At 28.5% G+C, this 19,583-nt stretch carries 18 protein-coding genes and 1 other annotated feature; of the genes, 4 read left to right on the forward strand and 14 right to left on the reverse strand.

From position 1 onward, the window contains the following. Positions 1-689 precede the first annotated feature (689 nt). Entirely contained in the window at positions 690-968 is a 279-nt protein-coding gene (locus tag ACLGL0_RS03505) for a GIY-YIG nuclease family protein (protein WP_411013647.1), read from the forward strand. A gap of 1,240 nt (positions 969-2,208) precedes the next feature. Here the strand turns inward: ACLGL0_RS03505 and ACLGL0_RS03510 are convergent. The 13 genes from ACLGL0_RS03510 to ACLGL0_RS03570 all read right to left on the reverse strand — a co-directional run bounded on the left by ACLGL0_RS03510 (position 2,209) and on the right by ACLGL0_RS03570 (position 15,008). Continuing rightward, positions 2,209-3,123, reverse strand: a complete 915-nt coding sequence (locus ACLGL0_RS03510; protein ID WP_411013648.1) for an ABC transporter permease — start codon at positions 3,121-3,123, stop codon at positions 2,209-2,211. Between the two features lie 16 nt (positions 3,124-3,139). Next, positions 3,140-4,096, reverse strand: a complete 957-nt coding sequence (opp4B, locus tag ACLGL0_RS03515) for an oligopeptide ABC transporter permease (RefSeq protein ID WP_411010352.1) — start codon at positions 4,094-4,096, stop codon at positions 3,140-3,142. Position 4,097: 1 nt separating this feature from the next. Then, positions 4,098-5,033: an ATP-binding cassette domain-containing protein gene (locus ACLGL0_RS03520; RefSeq protein WP_314557966.1), complete on the reverse strand. Its 936-nt coding sequence runs from the start codon at positions 5,031-5,033 to the stop codon at positions 4,098-4,100. After that, the gene (locus ACLGL0_RS03525; RefSeq protein ID WP_314557964.1) at positions 5,033-6,037 is read right to left on the reverse strand and encodes an ABC transporter ATP-binding protein; all 1,005 of its coding nucleotides are present in this window, start codon (positions 6,035-6,037) and stop codon (positions 5,033-5,035) included. The genes ACLGL0_RS03520 and ACLGL0_RS03525 overlap by 1 nt, the downstream gene beginning before the upstream one ends. Positions 6,038-6,606: 569 nt before the next feature. Beyond that, positions 6,607-7,038, reverse strand: a complete 432-nt coding sequence (locus ACLGL0_RS03530; protein ID WP_411013649.1) for an MOSC domain-containing protein — start codon at positions 7,036-7,038, stop codon at positions 6,607-6,609. Beyond that, positions 7,038-7,523 (reverse strand): cyclic pyranopterin monophosphate synthase MoaC, encoded by a 486-nt coding sequence (gene moaC, locus ACLGL0_RS03535; RefSeq protein WP_411013650.1) that lies wholly within the window; start codon positions 7,521-7,523, stop codon positions 7,038-7,040. The genes ACLGL0_RS03530 and moaC overlap by 1 nt, the downstream gene beginning before the upstream one ends. Position 7,524: 1 nt before the next feature. Beyond that, positions 7,525-8,466 (reverse strand): GTP 3',8-cyclase MoaA, encoded by a 942-nt coding sequence (moaA, locus tag ACLGL0_RS03540; RefSeq protein WP_411013651.1) that lies wholly within the window; start codon positions 8,464-8,466, stop codon positions 7,525-7,527. Between the two features lie 27 nt (positions 8,467-8,493). Then, positions 8,494-9,534 (reverse strand): sulfate/molybdate ABC transporter ATP-binding protein, encoded by a 1,041-nt coding sequence (locus tag ACLGL0_RS03545; protein WP_411013652.1) that lies wholly within the window; start codon positions 9,532-9,534, stop codon positions 8,494-8,496. 14 nt (positions 9,535-9,548) lie between these two features. Next, complete coding sequence (gene modB, locus ACLGL0_RS03550) at positions 9,549-10,211, reverse strand: molybdate ABC transporter permease subunit (RefSeq protein ID WP_411013653.1); 663 nt, start codon at positions 10,209-10,211, stop codon at positions 9,549-9,551. A gap of 45 nt (positions 10,212-10,256) precedes the next feature. Continuing rightward, a complete protein-coding gene (gene modA / locus ACLGL0_RS03555) occupies positions 10,257-11,075 on the reverse strand; it encodes a molybdate ABC transporter substrate-binding protein (protein WP_411013654.1) in 819 nt (272 codons plus the stop codon). 626 nt (positions 11,076-11,701) lie between these two features. Then, a complete protein-coding gene (locus tag ACLGL0_RS03560) occupies positions 11,702-12,826 on the reverse strand; it encodes a hypothetical protein (protein WP_411013655.1) in 1,125 nt (374 codons plus the stop codon). Positions 12,827-12,834: 8 nt separating this feature from the next. Further along, the gene (locus tag ACLGL0_RS03565; protein ID WP_411013656.1) at positions 12,835-13,530 is read right to left on the reverse strand and encodes a YiiX/YebB-like N1pC/P60 family cysteine hydrolase; all 696 of its coding nucleotides are present in this window, start codon (positions 13,528-13,530) and stop codon (positions 12,835-12,837) included. A 791-nt stretch (positions 13,531-14,321) separates the two neighbouring features. Next, a complete protein-coding gene (locus tag ACLGL0_RS03570) occupies positions 14,322-15,008 on the reverse strand; it encodes a Crp/Fnr family transcriptional regulator (RefSeq protein WP_411013657.1) in 687 nt (228 codons plus the stop codon). A gap of 190 nt (positions 15,009-15,198) precedes the next feature. Beyond that, positions 15,199-15,425: a binding site (T-box leader), on the forward strand. A 98-nt stretch (positions 15,426-15,523) separates the two neighbouring features. Here ACLGL0_RS03570 and brnQ point away from each other — a divergent pair. The 3 genes from brnQ (at position 15,524) to ACLGL0_RS03585 (ending at position 18,571) form a co-directional block, all read left to right on the forward strand. Then, complete coding sequence (gene brnQ, locus ACLGL0_RS03575) at positions 15,524-16,867, forward strand: branched-chain amino acid transport system II carrier protein (protein WP_411013658.1); 1,344 nt, start codon at positions 15,524-15,526, stop codon at positions 16,865-16,867. A 62-nt stretch (positions 16,868-16,929) separates the two neighbouring features. Next, positions 16,930-17,841 (forward strand): ATP-binding cassette domain-containing protein, encoded by a 912-nt coding sequence (locus tag ACLGL0_RS03580; RefSeq protein WP_233055914.1) that lies wholly within the window; start codon positions 16,930-16,932, stop codon positions 17,839-17,841. Then, complete coding sequence (locus ACLGL0_RS03585; RefSeq protein ID WP_411013659.1) at positions 17,834-18,571, forward strand: ABC transporter permease; 738 nt, start codon at positions 17,834-17,836, stop codon at positions 18,569-18,571. The genes ACLGL0_RS03580 and ACLGL0_RS03585 overlap by 8 nt, the downstream gene beginning before the upstream one ends. A gap of 45 nt (positions 18,572-18,616) precedes the next feature. On the opposite strand, the gene ACLGL0_RS03590 is transcribed toward ACLGL0_RS03585, so the two are convergent. Next, positions 18,617-19,477 carry a DUF6612 family protein gene (locus ACLGL0_RS03590; protein ID WP_411013660.1) on the reverse strand — a complete coding sequence of 287 codons (861 nt, stop codon included), beginning with the start codon at positions 19,475-19,477 and terminating at the stop codon, positions 18,617-18,619. Positions 19,478-19,583 lie beyond the last annotated feature (106 nt).

Consider the following 19,583-nt stretch of genomic DNA (forward strand, 5'->3'; position numbering starts at 1 on the left):
TTCTATTATATTTTTTACACTATATTTATAAAGATAATTCGAAGTTTATCTACTTTTAACGTCTAGCTACAAAACTACGTTTTTTCCCTTATACGTCATTTCGACCGAAACGAAGCGAAGCTGAGTGCAGTGGAGAAATCTCATACTTTTGCTTTAGCAAAAGTAAATGTATCGTAGATACATAAAATATATAAAAAAAAAGTATTTTAGATAATTACGTTGCAATTATATATAGATTTATTGTTTTTATATAAGTCCTTTGCAGGACTTACTATTATTTGTAAACAAATAATAGTATGAGATCTCTCCACTCCGTTTCACTACGGTCGAGATGACGTGTTAGGAAGATTTCTTTTAAAAGCACTAAGACGTGAATCATTTTGTTTTATATGCAATTTTTAAATTCTAGTTATGGTAATTTTATTCATTTCTATAATATTTATAAAAATATTTTTTAAAGTTTATTTACCTTTAACGTCTAGCTCTTTAACAAGTTTTATTTCCTTATACGTCATTTCGACCGAAACGAAGCGAAGCTGAGTGCAGTGGAGAAATCTCATACTTTTGCTTTAGTAAAAGTAAATGTATCGTAGATACATCAAGTATTGTATAGAAATTCTATTTTTGATAGAATATTTTTAATAAATCATTGGATAAATTTTTAATTACTTTTTCACAAGGAGGATTATATGTTTTATGTGTATATAATTTCTAATAATTTTAGAAATGTTTTGTATATTGGTATTACAAGAAATATTGAAAGAAGATTATATGAACATAAAAACAAATTATTAGATGGTTTTTCTAAAAAATATAATCTAAATGTTTTACTTTATTATGAAACGACTGAATATGCTTTAGATGCTATTACTAGAGAAAAACAATTAAAACATTGGAATAGAGAGAAAAAATTTAATTTGATTAAATCTTTAAATCCTGAATTAAAAGATTTATCAGAAGATTGGTAATTGGTTTATAAGTCCTTTACAGGACTTACTATTATTTGTAAACAAATAATAGTAATGAGATCTCTCCACTTCATTCGTTTCACTTATTTCGGTCGAAATGACGTGTTAGGAGTATCTCCTTGCTAATTCCTATGACGTAAGATATTTAAGTTTCTATACCTTACAAAAAAGTTAGGGCTAGATTCACTTCATTCGTTTTACTCGTTTCGGTCGAAATGGCGTGTTGGGAGTATTTCTTTGCTAATTGCTATGACGTGAATTATTTTGTTTTATATGCAATTTTTAAATAAAATTACATGATTTTCTATTATATTTTTTACACTATATTTATAAAGATAATTCGAAGTTTATCTACTTTTAACGTCTAGCTACAAAACTACGTTTTTTCCCTTATACGTCATTTCGACCGAAACGAAGCGAAGCTGAGTGCAGTGGAGAAATCTCATACTTTTGCTTTAGCAAAAGTAAATGTATCGTAGATACATAGATTATAAATTCATTTTTTATTTCTTTCAGAAATACTATTGCTTGTAAACAAGCAATAGTTGAGATCTTTCGACTACGCTCAAGATGACGTGTTGGGAATATCTCTTTGCTAGTTGCTATGACGTAAGAAATTTAAGTATCTAAACCTTATAAAAAAGTTAGGACTAGATTCACTCCACTAACACCACAGTCAAGATGACATGTTGAGGGCTTTTCTTTGCATAGTATTATTACGTTAAGTATTGTTGTTTTATACGATATATTAAAATATAATGGGTGTTAAAATTTTTCTACTTTTTTTCAATATTTTTTATACTATATTTATAAATGTAATTTTATACCTGTAAAAAAGACTTAAATCGACCTATCCTTTAATACATTTTATTGTTGACTAAATAACATCTTATATCATGTTAATTAAAGTAATATGTGATTTTATTGGAAAATTATTTTAGAAATTGTAAATTTTATGTTTTAAGTTACAAATTTATGGTATATATATAGTGTGTGGTAGTTTTCAAGATAATAAACTCCTCCCATAAGTTTTCCTTTTCTTTACTGCCACACGTACATATGCCAGCATAGCTTTTGTTCTTTATAATCCTCCCAGTATAGATAAATACAAATTACTCTGCTGTCATATTAAAATATAAATTAAAAAGATGGATGCAATTGCAACCATCTTTTTTATTTTTTTGAATTTATTACAATAAAAAAGCGTAGATATTTCTACGCTTATTTTTTATGTTTAATTCTAACCTAATCTTTGTTTTGCGTCTGATGCTCTTCTTAATGCTTGTCCAGCATAGTTGATTGAAAGCATTAGCACAAGTACTAACATTGATGCAGGGAACCAAATATACATTCTATCTCTTAAGATTGTTGGGTCTAACGCCTGATTGATAAGAGTTCCAAGTGATGGTACTCCTGGTGGTAAACCGAATCCAAGGAATGTAAGTCCGATTTCAATACCCATATTACCAGCTAAATCTAAGATAGCACTGATGATAAGGATTGAACTGATATTTGGTAAAATTCCTCCAAACATTATCTTCCATGATGGTGTTCCCATTGTCTTAGATGCGCTTATATAATCACGTCTTCCTTCAGAAAGAGCTTTTGATCTTACAAGTCTTGCAATACCTGTCCAATAGAATACACTCATGATAAATACGAATGTAACCATATCATATTTTGGAACTAATGTTACGAATACGATGATAAGCATAAGTGTTGGTAATACTTGGATAAAGTCGATAATTCTCATGATGATATTATCTACGATACCACCGTAGAATCCGATAATTAAACCAACAATAATACCTACTACATTAGTTAAAACTGTTACAGAAGCCCCAATTATGATTGAGTTTCTTGTTCCGATGAAAAGTTGTCCTAGAAGTGATCTACCACCTTGGTCAGTTCCTAAAACATATCCGCCTTCGCCAGGTCTTAGGAATGAATCCATTAGATTAACTTTCATTACTTCTTTTACATCGAAGAACATACTTCCTATAAATACTGTTAAAATTATTAATGTTAAAACTACAAGTGAAAATGTTGCTAATTTATCTTTTTTAAATTCTCTAACAATTACTTTAAAAGCACTTGGAGTTATATGTTCATTATGTTGGGAAGCATCTTTTTGCATTTCTTTTTTTCTACTCATCTTCTCACTCCCCCTATTACTCTATTCTGATTCTTGGATCAACTATACTCATAATGATGTCTGATAACAAACTTCCTAATAGAGTTAAGAATCCAAAAATCATAATTAAAACTGTTAATACTGAATAATCTCTTGATTGAATAGCTTCCATGAATAACTTACCCATTCCTGGATATCCAAAGATTGTTTCCATAAATACTGAACCTGAGATAAGTCCTGTTAATGTAAAACCAAAGAATGCAGCTATTGGTAAAATTGAGTTTCTAAAGATATGATGTGAATAAACTTTATCAATAGGTACTCCCTTACTTCTTGCAGTTCTTACATAGTCTGAACCTTTAGCATCAATAACTTCGTTTCTTAAGTATTGAACAGTTCCTGTTGTAGCTATTAAAGCATAACATATTGCTGGTAAAAGCATATGTCTTAATCTACTAATTACATAAGCGAAGCCTTTTACACCTGCATCAACAGAACCTGATGATGGGAATATGTGTAATGTATATGAGAATAATAGTATCATCAATAAGTAGAAGATAAAGCCTGGTATCGCATAAGTTATAAAGTTATATAATGTAACTGCTTTATCAAACTTACTTCCACTGTATCTACCTGATAACACACCAAGTGGTAATGCTATTATATAAAGGAAAGTTACACAAAGTAATGATAACCAGAATGTGTTTCCAACTCTTTGTCCTAAAAGGTCAGATACTGGTACTTTAAATCCATAACTAATACCAAAATCACCTTTAAGCATGTTAGTTACCCATCTAGCATATTGTTTGTACCATGGATCATAAAATCCAAATTTTTGTCTTAAAGCTTCTATTTGTTTAGGGTCTGTGTTAGGATTGATTTGTCCTGTAAATGGATCCCCCGGCATTAATTTAGCCAAAATAAATACTAAAATACTTAATATTATTAATTGAGGTATCATTAGAAGAAATCTTCTTAATACGGTTTTCCACATATTATTTTACCTCCTTTTTTGCTACATAGTGAGTATCTGTAAGTTTAATTAAATCGTATACTCTACCTTTTTCGTTGTAGTATTCTTTTTCTAATTCTTTATATTCTTTTTCTACTTTAATTCTATTTGCGATTAATTGTTCTTTTAATCTTGGATCTGTTTCTGGAATCGCAGCAATTAATCTCTTAGTGTAGATATGTTGTGGATTTTTATAGATATCTTCCTTTGTTCCTTTTTCAACAAGTCTTCCTCTGTACATGATGTTAATGTAATCGCACATGTGCTTTACAACACCAAGGTCGTGAGAAATGAAAAGGTATGATAATCCCATATCTTTTTGAATTTTTTTCATGAAGTTCAATACTTGCGCTTGAACTGAAAGGTCAAGAGCTGAAACTGGTTCGTCAGCAATGATAAGTCTAGGATTTAAACTTATTGCTCTGGCAACACCAATTCTTTGTCTTTGACCACCAGAAAATTCGAATGAATATTTATATAGTGCATCTTCTGGCATACCAACAATATCTAAAAGTTCTAAAACTTTCTTTCTTTCTTCTTTAACAGTCATTTTTTCGAAGTTTCTAAGAGGTTCAGATATAATATCAATAACTCTTTTCTTAGGGTCCAAACTTGCCATATTATCTTGGAATATCATTTGAACATCTCTAGTAAAAGCTTTATCTTTTCTAACCATTCTCTTAGTAAGAGGTTTTCCGTCGAAAATAATTTGTCCACTTGTAATTTTTTCAAGACCGATTATAGATTTACCGATAGTACTCTTACCACTACCACTTTCTCCGATAAGTCCGTAAGTTTTTCCTTTTTCGATTTCCATATCAACGCCATCAACAGCTAAAACATGGTCAACTATTTTATTGAAAAAGCCACCTCTTATAGGATAGTGAACCTTAAGGTCTTTAATTTCTAAAAAGCTCATTAATTATCCCCCTTTGCTTCGAATTGGAAGTTCTTATAACAAGTACATCTTACGAAATGTCCAGGTCCAACTTCATGCATTGTAGGTTCATCTTCATGTTCTTCATCTTTAACCCAAGGAATTCTAGCTTTAAATCTACATCCATGTCTTGGTAAGTTCTTTAGTGAAGGAACCATACCTTGAATTACATATAAATCTTCATCATCTGCATCCATTTGAGGAATACTGTTCAATAAACTTCTAGTGTATGGGTGTTTTGCATTTGTAAATAGTTCTAAAACAGGTGCTTCTTCTACTATTTGTCCAGCATACATTACACAAACTCTATCAGCAAGTTGAGCAACAACTCCTAAATCGTGAGTGATTAGAATAATTCCAGCATTAATTTCTTTTTGAATTTGAACTAAAAGGTCTAAGATTTGTGCTTGAATTGTTACGTCAAGAGCAGTTGTTGGTTCATCTGCTATGATAATCTTAGGTTTACAAGCAAGAGCGATAGCTATTATAACTCTTTGTCTCATACCACCTGATAATTCATGTGGATATTGTCTAGCAACACGAGGAGGATTAGGAATACCTACTTGTTCGATTAATTCTAAAACTCTTGCTTTTCTTTCTTCAGCATTCATTTTTGTATGATAAATCAAACCTTCCTCGATTTGTTTTCCAATTCTTTGTAAAGGATTCAAAGATGAAAGTGGATCTTGGAAAATCATTCCAATACCTTCTCCTCTGATTTCATTAAATTCTTTTTCTGACAAACCTACTAAATTCTTTCCTTCAAACAGAATTTCGCCTGTTGAACGAGTGTAGTTTGGATTATGTAAACCCATAATTGTAGTAGCTAAAGTCGATTTACCACATCCACTCTCGCCTACTATAGCTAGTATTTCATCAGAGAATAATTTCATATTAACGCCATCTACTGCGTCAAAATAATCATCACGGATTCTAAAACTTGTGTGTAAATCTTTAATTTCCAAAAGTAATTCCTTTTGATCCATTGATTTCTCCCCCTAACTCTCTGTTTTGGTCTTATTCTCTTTAAAATCATAAATACACTTGCTTAAGTTTAAAAACTAAAATAAAAGGAATAAAAACATTGAAAAATAATTCCTTACCAGTAATAAAAATCAATATAATAATCAACCAATTTTCATTAATAAATGTACCTATGTTATAAATTCAATTATAATTATACAATATCTAGAAGGAATAATCAAGTATATTGAAAACATTTTTAAAGTTTAATGTTCCTATTGTTAGGCTTTTTTGATAATGTATAATTATTCATTTTTTGTAATTTTTTTAGAAATTAATACATTTTTATATAATATATCTATCAGCTTTACCTCATTGCACCTTTGTAATATTCTATGTTAAGTATAAATCAATTAATATCAATGTATTCTAACTTATGAAAAATAAACTTGAATAATTTTTCAGATTGTAAAAAAATAATCAAAGTTAAATAAAAAAATTTATAATCTATAAGAAATTTTTTATGAAATTCCTTTCTAATTTTTGTAAATTATAAACAAAAAAGACATCTTTTAGATGTCTTCATTATATATTATTTTTCTACTATTTCAATTTTATCGTCTGCTTGTATCTTTCCGCCTTTTAAAACTTTTGTGAAAATTCCTTCTCTTGGCATTACACAATCTCCAACGATATGTCTTATTTCACAACCATGATGACATTCTTTTCCGATTTGTGTAACTTCAAGTGTGCATTCTCCAACCTTTAAAATTGTTCCTATTGGTAATTCATATAGAACAATACCTTCTGTTAAGATATTTTCTGCAAAATCTCCAGCTGAAAGTGTTGGTAATTTTTCTTTCATTACTTCCATACTTTCAACTCCAAGTAAACTTACTTGTCTGTGCCATTTTCCGGCATGAGCATCTCCTTCTATTCCGTAATCTTCTATTAAATTTATGTACTCTACTGGATGCTTCTTAACGCCTTTTTTCTCACTTATACTAACTGATAAAACTCTCATTATTTTCCCCTCACAAAATCTCCACTTTTACCGCCAGATTTTTCTAATAATTTGATTTCTGTAATTTCGATATCCCTTTGAACTGCTTTACACATATCGTAAATAGTTAGAGCAGCGATTGAAACAGCAGATAGTGCTTCCATTTCAACACCAGTTTCTCCAACGCATTTAGTTGTTCCAATTATCTCTATTTCAAAGTCTCCATAATTCATATTAAATTCAATATCAACGCCTACTAAATTTATAGGATGACACATTGGAATAATATCTGAAGTCTTTTTAGCTCCCATAATTCCTGCAACTTGAGAAACAGCTAACACATCGCCTTTTTTAGTTTTTCCATTTACAATAATATTAAAAGTTTCTTCATTTAGTTTTACTTTTGCAAAAGCCTTAGCAACTCTTTTTGTCTTTTCTTTTTCTCCAACATCAACCATTTTTGCACGGCCTTGTTCATTAATATGAGTTAAAACTTTTTCTTCCATTTTAACCTCCAATTTTATTCATATCTCTTGCACTTTCACTTTTACCTTCTTCAAGATGATGTTTTTCAGGTTTATCAAAAATCCCTCTTTTAAAAACTTCTTCAAGTTCTTCTCCGCTTAATCCTTTAAGATTAATTTCATCTTTTGAATGCAAGCAAGGTTTAAGTTTCCCGTCACTTGTTAATCTAATACGATTACAATCTGAACAGAATGAACAGCTTATCGGACTTATAAGTCCAATTTTTCCCTTTTGTCCCTTTATCTTATAGATTTTTGCAACACCAGAAATACCGTCAAACTCTAATTTCGGAACTTTTTCTAGAACTATATTATTAGAAATAAATTTATCCTTAGACCAATTTGCTGTTTCTCCAATTTGCATAAGCTCTATAAAACGAACTTCTAAATCATAATCATTAGCTAATTTTACGAAATTTTCTATTTCATCATCATTAAATCCACCGATTAAAACTACATTTAACTTTACTTTAAAGCCCTTTTCAATAGCATAAAATAGACTTTCCATAGTTTTGTCAAAATCATTTCTTCGGGTCATATCATTGTACTTTTCTTTTACCAATGTGTCAAGACTAAAATTTATTCTTTTAACTTTATTTTCAAAAAGATCATCTGCCATATTTTTTAAATTAACACCATTTGTTGTTATGGCAATATCTTCTATTTCATCAATTTTTGAAATCTCTTTACACAAATTAATAAAACCACGACGAACCAAGGGTTCCCCGCCAGTCAATCTAATTTTTTTTATTCCGTTTTTAGCAGCGACCTTTACTATCTCAACTATTTCTTCGAGAGTTAAAATATCGCTATGACAAAGACTTTCTACACCACTTTCTGGCATACAGTATTTGCATCTTAGATTACATAAATCGGTAACTGAAATTCTTAAATAGGTTATATCTCTACCAAATCTATCTTTCATATAATCTCCTATCGATTTTTAACGTAATTAATTATTTTCTACCATTAAAATTAAATCCTCTTTTCTCATTGTGATAAAAAGAATTTCTTTATTTTCTACATTTTTCCAAATATGCTTATCAACTTCAACTCTTATATATTTTCTTGCATTTTTTCTTCTTACAAGTATTATATAAGTAAAAACATCTTCTACAACTCTTTCAACTTCAACATCAAATGAATTCTTATCTGCTTTTTCAAATTCTATAAGATGTGCACGAATACCTAATAGATTATGGTTTTCTAAAATCTTTTCAGAAGTTTCAAGCTCAACATTCCAATCTAAAGCTCTTAGTCTATTCTCTGAAATCTTTTCAATTTCAGAGAAATTTTTACAACCTGAAATAAGACAGGACGAAAAAGTTTTTGGATTTTTAAAAAGCTCTTTTTTATTCATAAGATCTTCACTTTTACCATTAGTCATAACACAGATTTCATTGCAAAGTCTATAAACTTCTGCTCTACTATGAGAAACTAGAATTGTAGGTATTTTGTAATTTCTTAAAACTTCTGCAACTTCCAATTCTATTTTTGATTTCAAATAGTCATCCAAAGCAGAAAATGGTTCATCTAAAAGTATAATTTCAGGCTTATTTATAAGTAATCTAGCAAGAGCTACCCTTTGCTTTTCTCCGCCAGAAATTTCGTTAATCTTCTTATCTTTTAAATGAGAAATCCTCATTTCTTCAAGCTTTTCCATAATTAATTTATCAAAATTTTCTCCATCTCTTATACCCACTTTGATATTTTCATATACATTCATATTAGGAAAGAGAGCATAGTCTTGGAATAGATAACCAATATTTCTATCCTTAGGAGAAATATTTATCTTTTTTTCAGAGTCAAATAGAACTCTATCATTTAATACAATTCTTCCTTTATCGGGTTTTTCAATTCCTGCAATACATTTTAAAGTAAGACTTTTTCCGCTTCCAGATGCTCCTAAAAGTCCCATAATCTCGTTATCAAATTGGAATTTTGTCTTTAAAGTAAATTTTCCGAATTTCTTTTCAATATCAACATAAATCATAAATTGCTCCAATATTATTCCTTAACTGCTTTATTTTCTAACATATTTATAATAATGAGGACTGTAAATGAAATAACAATATTTACAAGCACCCATTTATATGCTAGAGCATCATTTCCCGTTCTCCAAAGCTGATACACTGTTGTTGAAATTGTAGCAGTATCATTTGGAGTGTATCCAGAAACCATACTTGTTGCACCATATTCTCCAAGTGCTCTTGCAAAACTTAAAACAAGTCCTGCTAAAATGCCCTGTTTACAATTAGGTAAAATAATTCTCCAGAAAATCCAAGTATTACTTTTTCCAAGAGTTTGAGCAACGTATTTTAAATTCATATCAAAATTTTGAAATGAACTTCTAGCAATTCTATACATAAGAGGAAAAGTTACAATAACAGTTGCAAAAATTGCGGAATACCAAGTCATAACAAGTCTAATTGAAAACTTTTCGAAGAAAAAACCTCCTATTGCACTTCTCGGAGATAATAATCTCAAAATGAAAAAACCGATAACTGTTGGTGGTAATACTAAAGGAAGTGTTAAAATAACATCCAAAATTCCCCTTATAAATCTATTAAGTTTTGAAATATAATATGCTAAGAATATCCCTATAAAAAAAGTTATAATTGATGAAATCAACGCTATCCTTAGCGAATTTAAAAGAGGAAAAAGCTCCATAAACACTTCCCTTTCATACTACATTTTAATTAATTATTTTTTAAATTATTTTGCTCTTGTAAAGCCAACTTTTTCAAAAATTGCCTTACATTCATCACCTTTTAAGAATTCTAAAAATTCTTTAGCTTCTTTTGGATTTTTAGAATTTTTCAAAACAGCTGCCGGATATAGAACAGGAGTCTTAATCATTCCTTCTTTTGCAGTAGCAACAACTTCGAGACCAGCTGAATAAGCGTCAGTTGCATATATTATACCACAATTTGCAACTCCTTCCTTAATCCAAGTTGTAACTTCCTTAACATTGCTTCCAAAAGTAACTTTACTTTGAATTTCATCCCAAATTTTTAAGTTTTTCAAAAGCTCTTCTGAATATTGACCAACAGGAACATCAGAATTACCAAGAGCTATTTTTGAAATTTCAGTTTTTGTTAAATCTGTGAAATCTTTAAGACCTAAAGAATTTCCCTTAGTAACAGCAAGAACAACTTTATTTTCTAAAAGGTTGAATCTACTTGATTCATCAATAACAACTTTTGCATCTGGAGTCTTTGACTTATCCAAAGCATTCATTTGTTTAGATGCTGCAGAGATAAAAATATCTACATCTGAACCTTGTTCAATTTGTTTTTTTAAAGTTCCTGAAGAATCAAAAGTATAAACTAATTCAATATCCTTATGTTTTTCTTCATAAATTTTTTTGATTTCTTGCATAGTTTCAGTCATTGAAGCTGCACAATAAACATTTAACTTTTTCTTTTCTGTCTTTTCAACTTTTGTTTCATTGTTTTCTGCTTTTTTAGAAGAACATGCAGTAAAACCAAGAATCATAGTTAAAACTAAAAAAACTCTTAATAATTTTTTCATAACATTCTCCTTAAAATATATTTGACATATGTAAGTCAAATAAATTTTAACATTGAACTAAAAATAAGTCAATAACTGATGTTAAATTATATTTTTAATAGTCGAACGTTATTTGTAAAAATAACCAATTAAGATTAATTTTACTTTTTTAAGTCCTTTACAGGACTTACTATTATTTGTAAACAAATAATAGTGTGAGATCTCCAGAGCAATTGTATCTAACGATACAATTACCTCGTCAGACCTACTTTTGTTTACAAGTAAACAAAGTTAGGGCTAGATTCACTACGGTCGAGATGACGTGTTGGTAGCTTTTCTTTGCATAGTATATGACGTGAATTATTTTGTTTTATATATTTTCTAAATAAGTTTATATGATTTTTTATTATATTTTTTCTACTACATTTATAAAGATAATTCGAAGTTTATTTAATCTTAACGTCTAGCTATTAAACAACGATTATTCCCTTATACGTCATCTCGACCGAAATGAGTGAAACGAATGAAGTGGAGAGATCTCATACTTTTGCGTTAGCAAAAGTAAATGTATCGTAGATACACCATTGCATGTAAACAAGCAATAAAAAAGTAGACTAAAAAGTCTACTTTTTCTAATATCTAATTATTTACTTTTCAAAAAGAAACATTCCTGTTACAAATTGATTGTCATTTGGGACATCGTCTATTTTTACTTCCACTTCTTTTATTTTCTTTAGTTCCGTCCCATTTATTTCATATTTTGCAATTTTATCTATATTATTTTCATATTTATGATATACATAGAGAAAATTATCAACTTTGAACATTCTAGTTGCTCCTGTATCCAATTTGTGAAATATCTCCTCTCCTGTCTTTATGTTTTTAAAAGTAATTCCTCCATCATAAGGAGGTAAGAAATTAGCACTTCCTAGAATATAATAGTCTCCTGAAATTTCAACATCAACAACATTCTTTGTCTTTATATCAACTTTTTCCAACTCAAATGTATTTTCATCAAAAATATACATCATATATTTATTATCTTCATTCTCACCATTTGCAAAATAATATTTATTTCCTATTTTGCTCAATCTATCAAATTGATACTGTTCCAATTCAATACTCTTTACAAGTTCCAAGTCATTGTTATATACATATAAAAGTGTTTCTCCTATTTTACTTTCTTTTGTAAGGTCATCTTTAGCAGAAATTACGAACAAATATTTGTCATTTGCAAAACTTAAAGAGATATATTCAGCTTTTAGTTCTATCGTTTTTTTCTTTCCATTATCCTTATTTGTTGTAGTAATATAAGATATTCCATTTGAATTTGTAGTTCCAAAAACATTTGTCTTATTTTCAGCAATAGTATATAGTCCAAAAGGCTCTACTTCATAAGTCTTATATGAAAAGTCTTTTAGATTAACCTCCAAAATTTTATTTTCATCATGTTTGTATTCATGACCTATTACCTGTCCAAAATAGTAATTTTTATTAAAAGTAGTAGGATTTGCAAAATGACCAACATTTGTGAAAGGAAAGTCTATATCTGTAATTAAATTCAAATCTTTATCATAACCCAGAATTGTTGTCTTTTTGGTAAAATTTGTTGTCTTTACAATTCCGATTGCAAGTTTACTTCTCTCTTCTTCTGTAATTTTTGGAGTATTTAAACTTGGAGTTGATGTTTTATATCTCCAAAATAAAAATACTCCAGAAATAGCTATCAATGCAAAAACTAAAATTGATATAATTTTTCTTTTCTTAGTCATAAGTTAACCTATTTCTTATATATTATATAAGTATTATTAGTTCTTACTAAATCATAAGGAAATACTATCCAACTGCCATAATTAAGATTTAAATTGTATTTATCCAAAAATCCTGCATAAACTAATTGTGAGCAATAAAACTTATTTCTTAAATGAGGCTTAGTAAATTCCCAGTTATATGGTTTTCCAACTTGGTTTGCACACCAATTGGATACTGCATTTTCTTGATTTGCACTTAATTTTTTTGTAGTTACAGCCCAAACTTTTTTATATCTACTATCCCAATCGTTTTTAAATTTCTTAACTCCAGTACTTGGAAATGATTCTATAGTAGACTTGCTAGCCCATATTATTCCAGCATGTCCAACAAGACTTCCAAATGACCCATCTGTTGTAACTAAAATTATCCCTGCTCTTGTCGGATAATAAGATGAATTTGTAGAAATAGAATTTAATTTTTTTCCATTACTAGATAATTCATTTGATTTTTTATCTTCATAAACTGGAAGCTTATCTAATTCTTTATTCATTTTTTGTCTAATATTTTCAACTTCTTTAGCACTTAATTTTTCTATATTAATATTTGAAACTTCACTTATTACATTCTTTTCTACTTCTTTTGCATAAGTTCTACTACCTACTGCCATAAAACTAAATGCTAACAATAACGACAGTCCACCAATTTTAAATATATTTTTTTTCATTTTTTATTCTCCTTATAATTAATACTAATATCAACAGCAAAATGCTATATACTATTTTATAAAATTTTTTATATAAAAATAACACCAATTATATTATCCCTTTTAAAGGGATACAGGTGTCTCCGTTTTTATACCTATGATTATTCTTATACTTCATAACTAATTCCTCCTAATAAATATTTTGGAAAAATTTTAAATTATATTTATAATAACATATATTTTTTATCTTGTCAACGTTTTTAACAAAATTATTTTATATTTTACTTTTAATCGACTTTAAACTGATAAATATGAAATAATGTCTTAATTTTATTAAAGAAATTTTGAGTTTTTTATTTCTTTATTTAAGTCCTTTAGAGGACTTAATATTATTTGTAAACAAATAATATTGTGAGATCTCCAGAGTAATTGTATCTAACGATACAATTACCCCGTCAGACCTACTTCTGCTTACAAGTAAGCAGAGTTAGGGCTAGATTCACTCCGCTAACGCTACAGTCGAAATGACGTGTTGGGAGGATTTTCTTTGCAAAGTGCTATGACGTGAACTATTTTGTTTTATATATTTTTTTATTTCTTTTTTAAAATTATTTTTGAAGTTTATTTACTTTTAACGTTAAGCTACTAATCGAAGCTATTTCCTATATACGTCATCTCGACCGTAGTGGAGAGATCTCATACTTATTCTTGTTTACAAGAATAAGTAAATGTATCGTAGATACATAGAAATTTTGTTTTATGAAATAATTTATTTTAATTTTTCACAAAAAAAGAGATAATTTTCATTACCTCTATCCTATAATATTCTTTAAATAATCTACGTCTTTTATTAATATCTTTTTCGTTTCTATTAACTCTATAACCCCTTTTGAATTTAGTTCTGCAAGTTTACGAGTTACAGTTTCTCTTGTAAGACCTGCGAATGAACCCATATTTTCACGACTTATATTTAATTCAAGTAAAATTCCGTTTATTTTTTTTACTCCAAAGTTTCTAGCCAAACTTAAAAGAAGTGATGCAACTTTTACGTCTGCACTATTTTCTATTAATCTTGTTACTAAGTCTTCTGCATGGCGAATTCTTAAAAATGATTCTTCTAATATTTTTATTGTAACTTTAGGGTATTTGTTAATCATTTTATCAAAACATTCTCTTGAAAGAGATATTACCATAGTATCTTCAATAGCTTGACCATAGTAGATATAACCAGTTCTCTTTATAAGATTAAGTCCTCCAATGAAATCATCCTTTTGATATATATAAAGCATTTGTTCAATTCCGGAACTACTAATTGTAAAAACTTTTATTTTACCTGTTGCTATTATATACATAACATTAGCTTTATCTCCGGGTTTAAATAAAAATGTATTCTTTTTATATTTCATAATATTCAATTCGTTTCTGAATTCATCAATGTCTTCAATGGATAAATCAGAAAAAATTTTCAAAGTTTCTAAACTAATATCTTTTGTTTTCATTTAACCCTCCTAAAGCTATTTTGTAAATTTAATTCTATCACTTATTATGAATAAAAGCAATAAAAATACATATTTTTCACTTAAAAATGAAACAAATATTTTCGCAGTTCATTATTTTAAAGTTTTTTATAAAAAATTTTTAAAAAAGTATTGACAATTATTTTTTTTAGTGATAAAATATCACCTATAAATAATAAATTTGAAAGAACGAGTAGAAAATTGAAAGTTTCAGAGAGTTAGTGTTTGGTGAGAACTAATACGGAAAATTTTTGAAAATCATCTTTTTTAAAGGATTCGTGAACAAAGTAAGGAATCCCGCAGTGGTTTGCGTTAACAAAACCCTACATTGTTAGATGTTTGAGTGTTTCATTTTTTGAAAAATTAAGGTGGTACCGCGGAAGTTATTTCGTCCTTTGTCTATTTGACAAAGGACTTTTTTTTACAAATAACTCGCCATCATTTACATAATGGGAATATTTAAACAAAAAGTTAAGGAAAAATTTTAGGAGGTTTGTATGAAAAACAATTTAACAAAAGAACAATTTTTTAGCGTAGCAATAATGCTATTTGGTTTATTTTTCGGAGCTGGAAATTTAATATTCCCTCCACTATTAGGAAAACAAGCTGGTGGAGCAACTTTCCAAAGCTTACTTGCATTTGGTATAACTGCAGTAGTTTTCCCAATCTTAGGTGTAGTAGCTGTAGCAAAGACAAAAGGTCTTTCTAACTTAGCTAGTAAAGTAGATAAATATTTTGCAATAGTGTTTACAACAATGATATATATGGCAATAGGACCTGGACTTGGAATACCAAGAGCTGGAAGTCTTCCTTTTGAAATGGCAGTTGCTCCATTTTTACCAGAAAATGTATCATTAAGTCTTTCAAGACTTGTTTACACTTTTGTATTTTTCTTAGTTGCTTATTTAGTTTGTTTAAAACCAAACAAATTAGTTACAAGAATGGGTAAATTTTTAACTCCTGCTCTTTTAGTTTTAATAACTGTAATGTTTGTAGGTGTTCTATTTAAAAATCCAAATGCTGTAACAAGCCCTGTTGGCGATTATGCAACTTCTTCAACTGTTAAAGGTTTCTTAGAAGGTTATAACACAATGGACACAATAGCAGCTTTAAACTTTGGTCTTGTAATATCACTTGCTGTTAAATCTTTCAAAGTTGAAGATGAAGAAAAAGTTATAGGATATACTGTAAAAGTTGGTTTAGTTGCTGGATCTTTCTTATTTGTAATATATGCAATGCTTGCATATATAGGAATGACTACTTCAGGATTGACTGGAGATGTTAAAAACGGTGCTGAAATATTAACAACTGTTTCACAATATGTTTTTGGAAAATTTGGTATAGTTTTACTTGCTAGTATATTCACTCTTGCTTGTTTAACAACTTGTATAGGTCTTATAACTAGTATAAGTAAATTCTTTGAAACTATGACTAAAGAAAAAGTTTCATACCATAAATGGATAGTATTTTGGACTTTCCTTTCATTCTTAGTTGCAAACTTTGGGCTAAACACAATATTAAAAGTTTCAGTTCCGGTTTTAGTGGCTATATATCCAGTTTCAATAGTTTTAATATTACTTGGACTTACAGAAAAATATTTTGGATACAACAAATTTACTTATAGATTAGTATGTTACACTGTAACTTTCATATCAGTTGTTGAAGCATTACTATCAGTAAAAGTAAATTTACCAGTTGTTACAGATGTAGTTTCAAGCCTTCCTTTCTTCAGCTTAAGTCTTGGTTGGGTAATTCCAATGGCAGTAGCTTGGTTTGTTGGAATGGCATCTAAACTACTTGAAGGAAGAGAAACAGCAGGAAGTGCTGCTTTCGACGAATAATATTGATTTTTAAACCTCCTTATGCTACAATTAAGTCTAGCTTAAATAAGGAGGTTTTTTTTATGGATAATGTTTTAAAAATAAGAGGCCTTACCAAAACTTTTGGTCAAACAAATGCTGTAGATAGAGTTGATATGAATATCGAACTTGGTGATATCTATGGGTTTATCGGAAGAAATGGTGCTGGTAAAACAACTCTTATTAGAATTTTATTAGGTCTTTGTGAACAAAATTCTGGTGAAATAGAACTTTTTGGTTCATCAAATATATTTGAAGGAAGAGATAAAACTGGTTGTATTATAGAAAATCCTGCATTTTTCCCAAAAATGTCTGCAAAAGATAATATAATCGCACAGTCAAAAGTTATTGGGGTTAAACTAAGTAATGAAGAAATTGAAGATTTACTTAGAACTGTTGGTCTTGAATCAACTGGTAGAAAAAAAGCAAAAGATTTTTCACTTGGTATGAAACAAAGACTTTCAATTGCTCTTGCACTTGTTGGAAATCCAGAATTTTTAGTTCTTGACGAACCAACAAACGGTCTGGATCCAGAAGGTATTAGAGATGTTAGAAATTTAATCTTAAAATTAAATAAAGAAAAGAATATTACAGTTTTAGTTTCAAGTCATATCTTAGGAGAGCTACATAAATTAGCTACAAGATATGGAGTTATTGATAAAGGTAGATTAATAAAAGAATTTACTGCTAAAGAACTTGATGAAAAAACTGAAGATGGTTTTGAAATCAAAGTTAGAGAAGAAGATGTATTAGCTGCAAATGAATTTTTCACAGAAGCTAATATAAAATTTACATTAAATAATGAAAAATATGTATTTACAATCTCCAGCGAAGAAAATTCCAATGAAATTCTAAAACAACTTACTGCAAAAGGAGTTATTCCAACTTCTTATGGTTCAAAAAATGTAGATTTAGAAGATTATTTCTTGGAATTGATAGGAGGTAAACATGAATAGAGTTTTAAGTTATGATAAATTTAAATTACAAAAATCAAAATATTGGTGGATTTGTACTTTAATAGCAATAGCTATGAATACAATCGGCATAATTGTATTAAAAAACGGTATGAAATACTTGGGTGGCTCAAAAAGTTTACCTTTTGATGCATACAGAAGCATTACTTCTCCAGTAACTTTTCTATTGGCTATAATTATATGTTTATTTGTAGGAACTGACTTTAAAACAGGCACTATTAAAAACATTGCATCTAAAGGGATTCATAGACATGAGATAGTTCTTTCAAAATTAATTTGGAGCTATATTTTATCTTTTATTTTTATTACTTTAAGTGTACTTGCAGGTATTGTATCAATTATATTACTAACTAACACTTCAATAAAAGGTAAAGAATTTGCAGAGCTTATAAAACTTACAGCAATTAGTTTTGTTGCGGTATGTGCTTTCTCATCACTATTTAACTTAATTAGTTTTACATTTAAAAGTTCTGGTATTTCTATGGCTATTTCAATTATCTTTATAATGCTAAGTGAAATTGTGATTAGCTTACTTGAAGTATTGTTAAAAATTAAAAATCTAAAAATATATTTCCCTAATTTTATATCAACAATCACAGTAAGCGGAGCTTCTTCAAAAACAATTACAACATTTATTATTTCAATGATTGTTTGGACTGTAGTTTGTTCTGGACTAACTATTTTAATTTTCAAAAAACAAGAAATTAAATAATATAACAAAAATAAAAAGCAGACTTAATTGTCTGCTTTTTTATTTTTATTTTCCATTTAGATTCATTTCTTTTGCATTTTTTGCTTCTTCAGGTATTGAAAATTCTTTAACTTGATTTATATCAGAGAAAGTTGTTTTTGATTCTGCATCAAATGAAATATTACCTTGTTTATCATGTTTTATATTACCTTTAATATTTGTTTGAAATTCCACTGGATAAAAAGTATTTTTATCTATTACATATTTTATCTCATATTTTTCAATATCCATATTTTTAAATGTACTTTCTAAAGTTGGTTGTGATGAAAGTGAAAGTTTAAGAAGAGCTTGTTTAGCTGTTTCATCATTTCCTTTATAGCTTATTATATAATTTGAACCTTCTTCAGTTATTACCGTATCTTTTTCTATTATTTTAAATAATTCTGGTATAACTTCTAAATTTCCAATATCTTTTTGTTTTTCAAAAACTTCTTTGAACTTACCATTAGGAACTTTTGCCCATTCTTTAGTCATAGATGAGTAAAAGTACATTTCATTCTCTGAAAAATACATTTTATAGTCAGATGAATTTTCCCCCATTATAGTTTTACCTTCTAATTTAATTAGAAGTGGATTAGAACTTGATGTTATTTCAGTTTCTATGTTAATAGTTATACCTTTGCCGAAAATATCGCTAGTTGATTTGTTATTAAGTTTTAATTTAAGGTTTTTAATTGTTTTTGATGCCTCAATAAATTTATCTCTTAGCTCTTCTAATGAAATATTAGCTTTTTTTGTAGTTTCTTCTTTCTTTTCAGTATTATTATTGTTGTTATTGTTATTATCACCTTTTGATGAGCAACCAACTGCTACAAGTGAAATTGAGCATAAAGCTAATGCCATTAATAATTTTTTTACTTTTTTCATGTTTTACCTCCTAATTTGTATCTCAATTGTAATATATTTTTAACAAAAAGTAAATACTTTTATCATTTTTACAATAAAAATACAGACAAATTGCGTTTGTCTGTAT

It is taken from the genome of Parvimonas pharyngis (genome assembly GCF_046569675.1).
Taxonomy (GTDB): domain Bacteria; phylum Bacillota; class Clostridia; order Tissierellales; family Peptoniphilaceae; genus Parvimonas.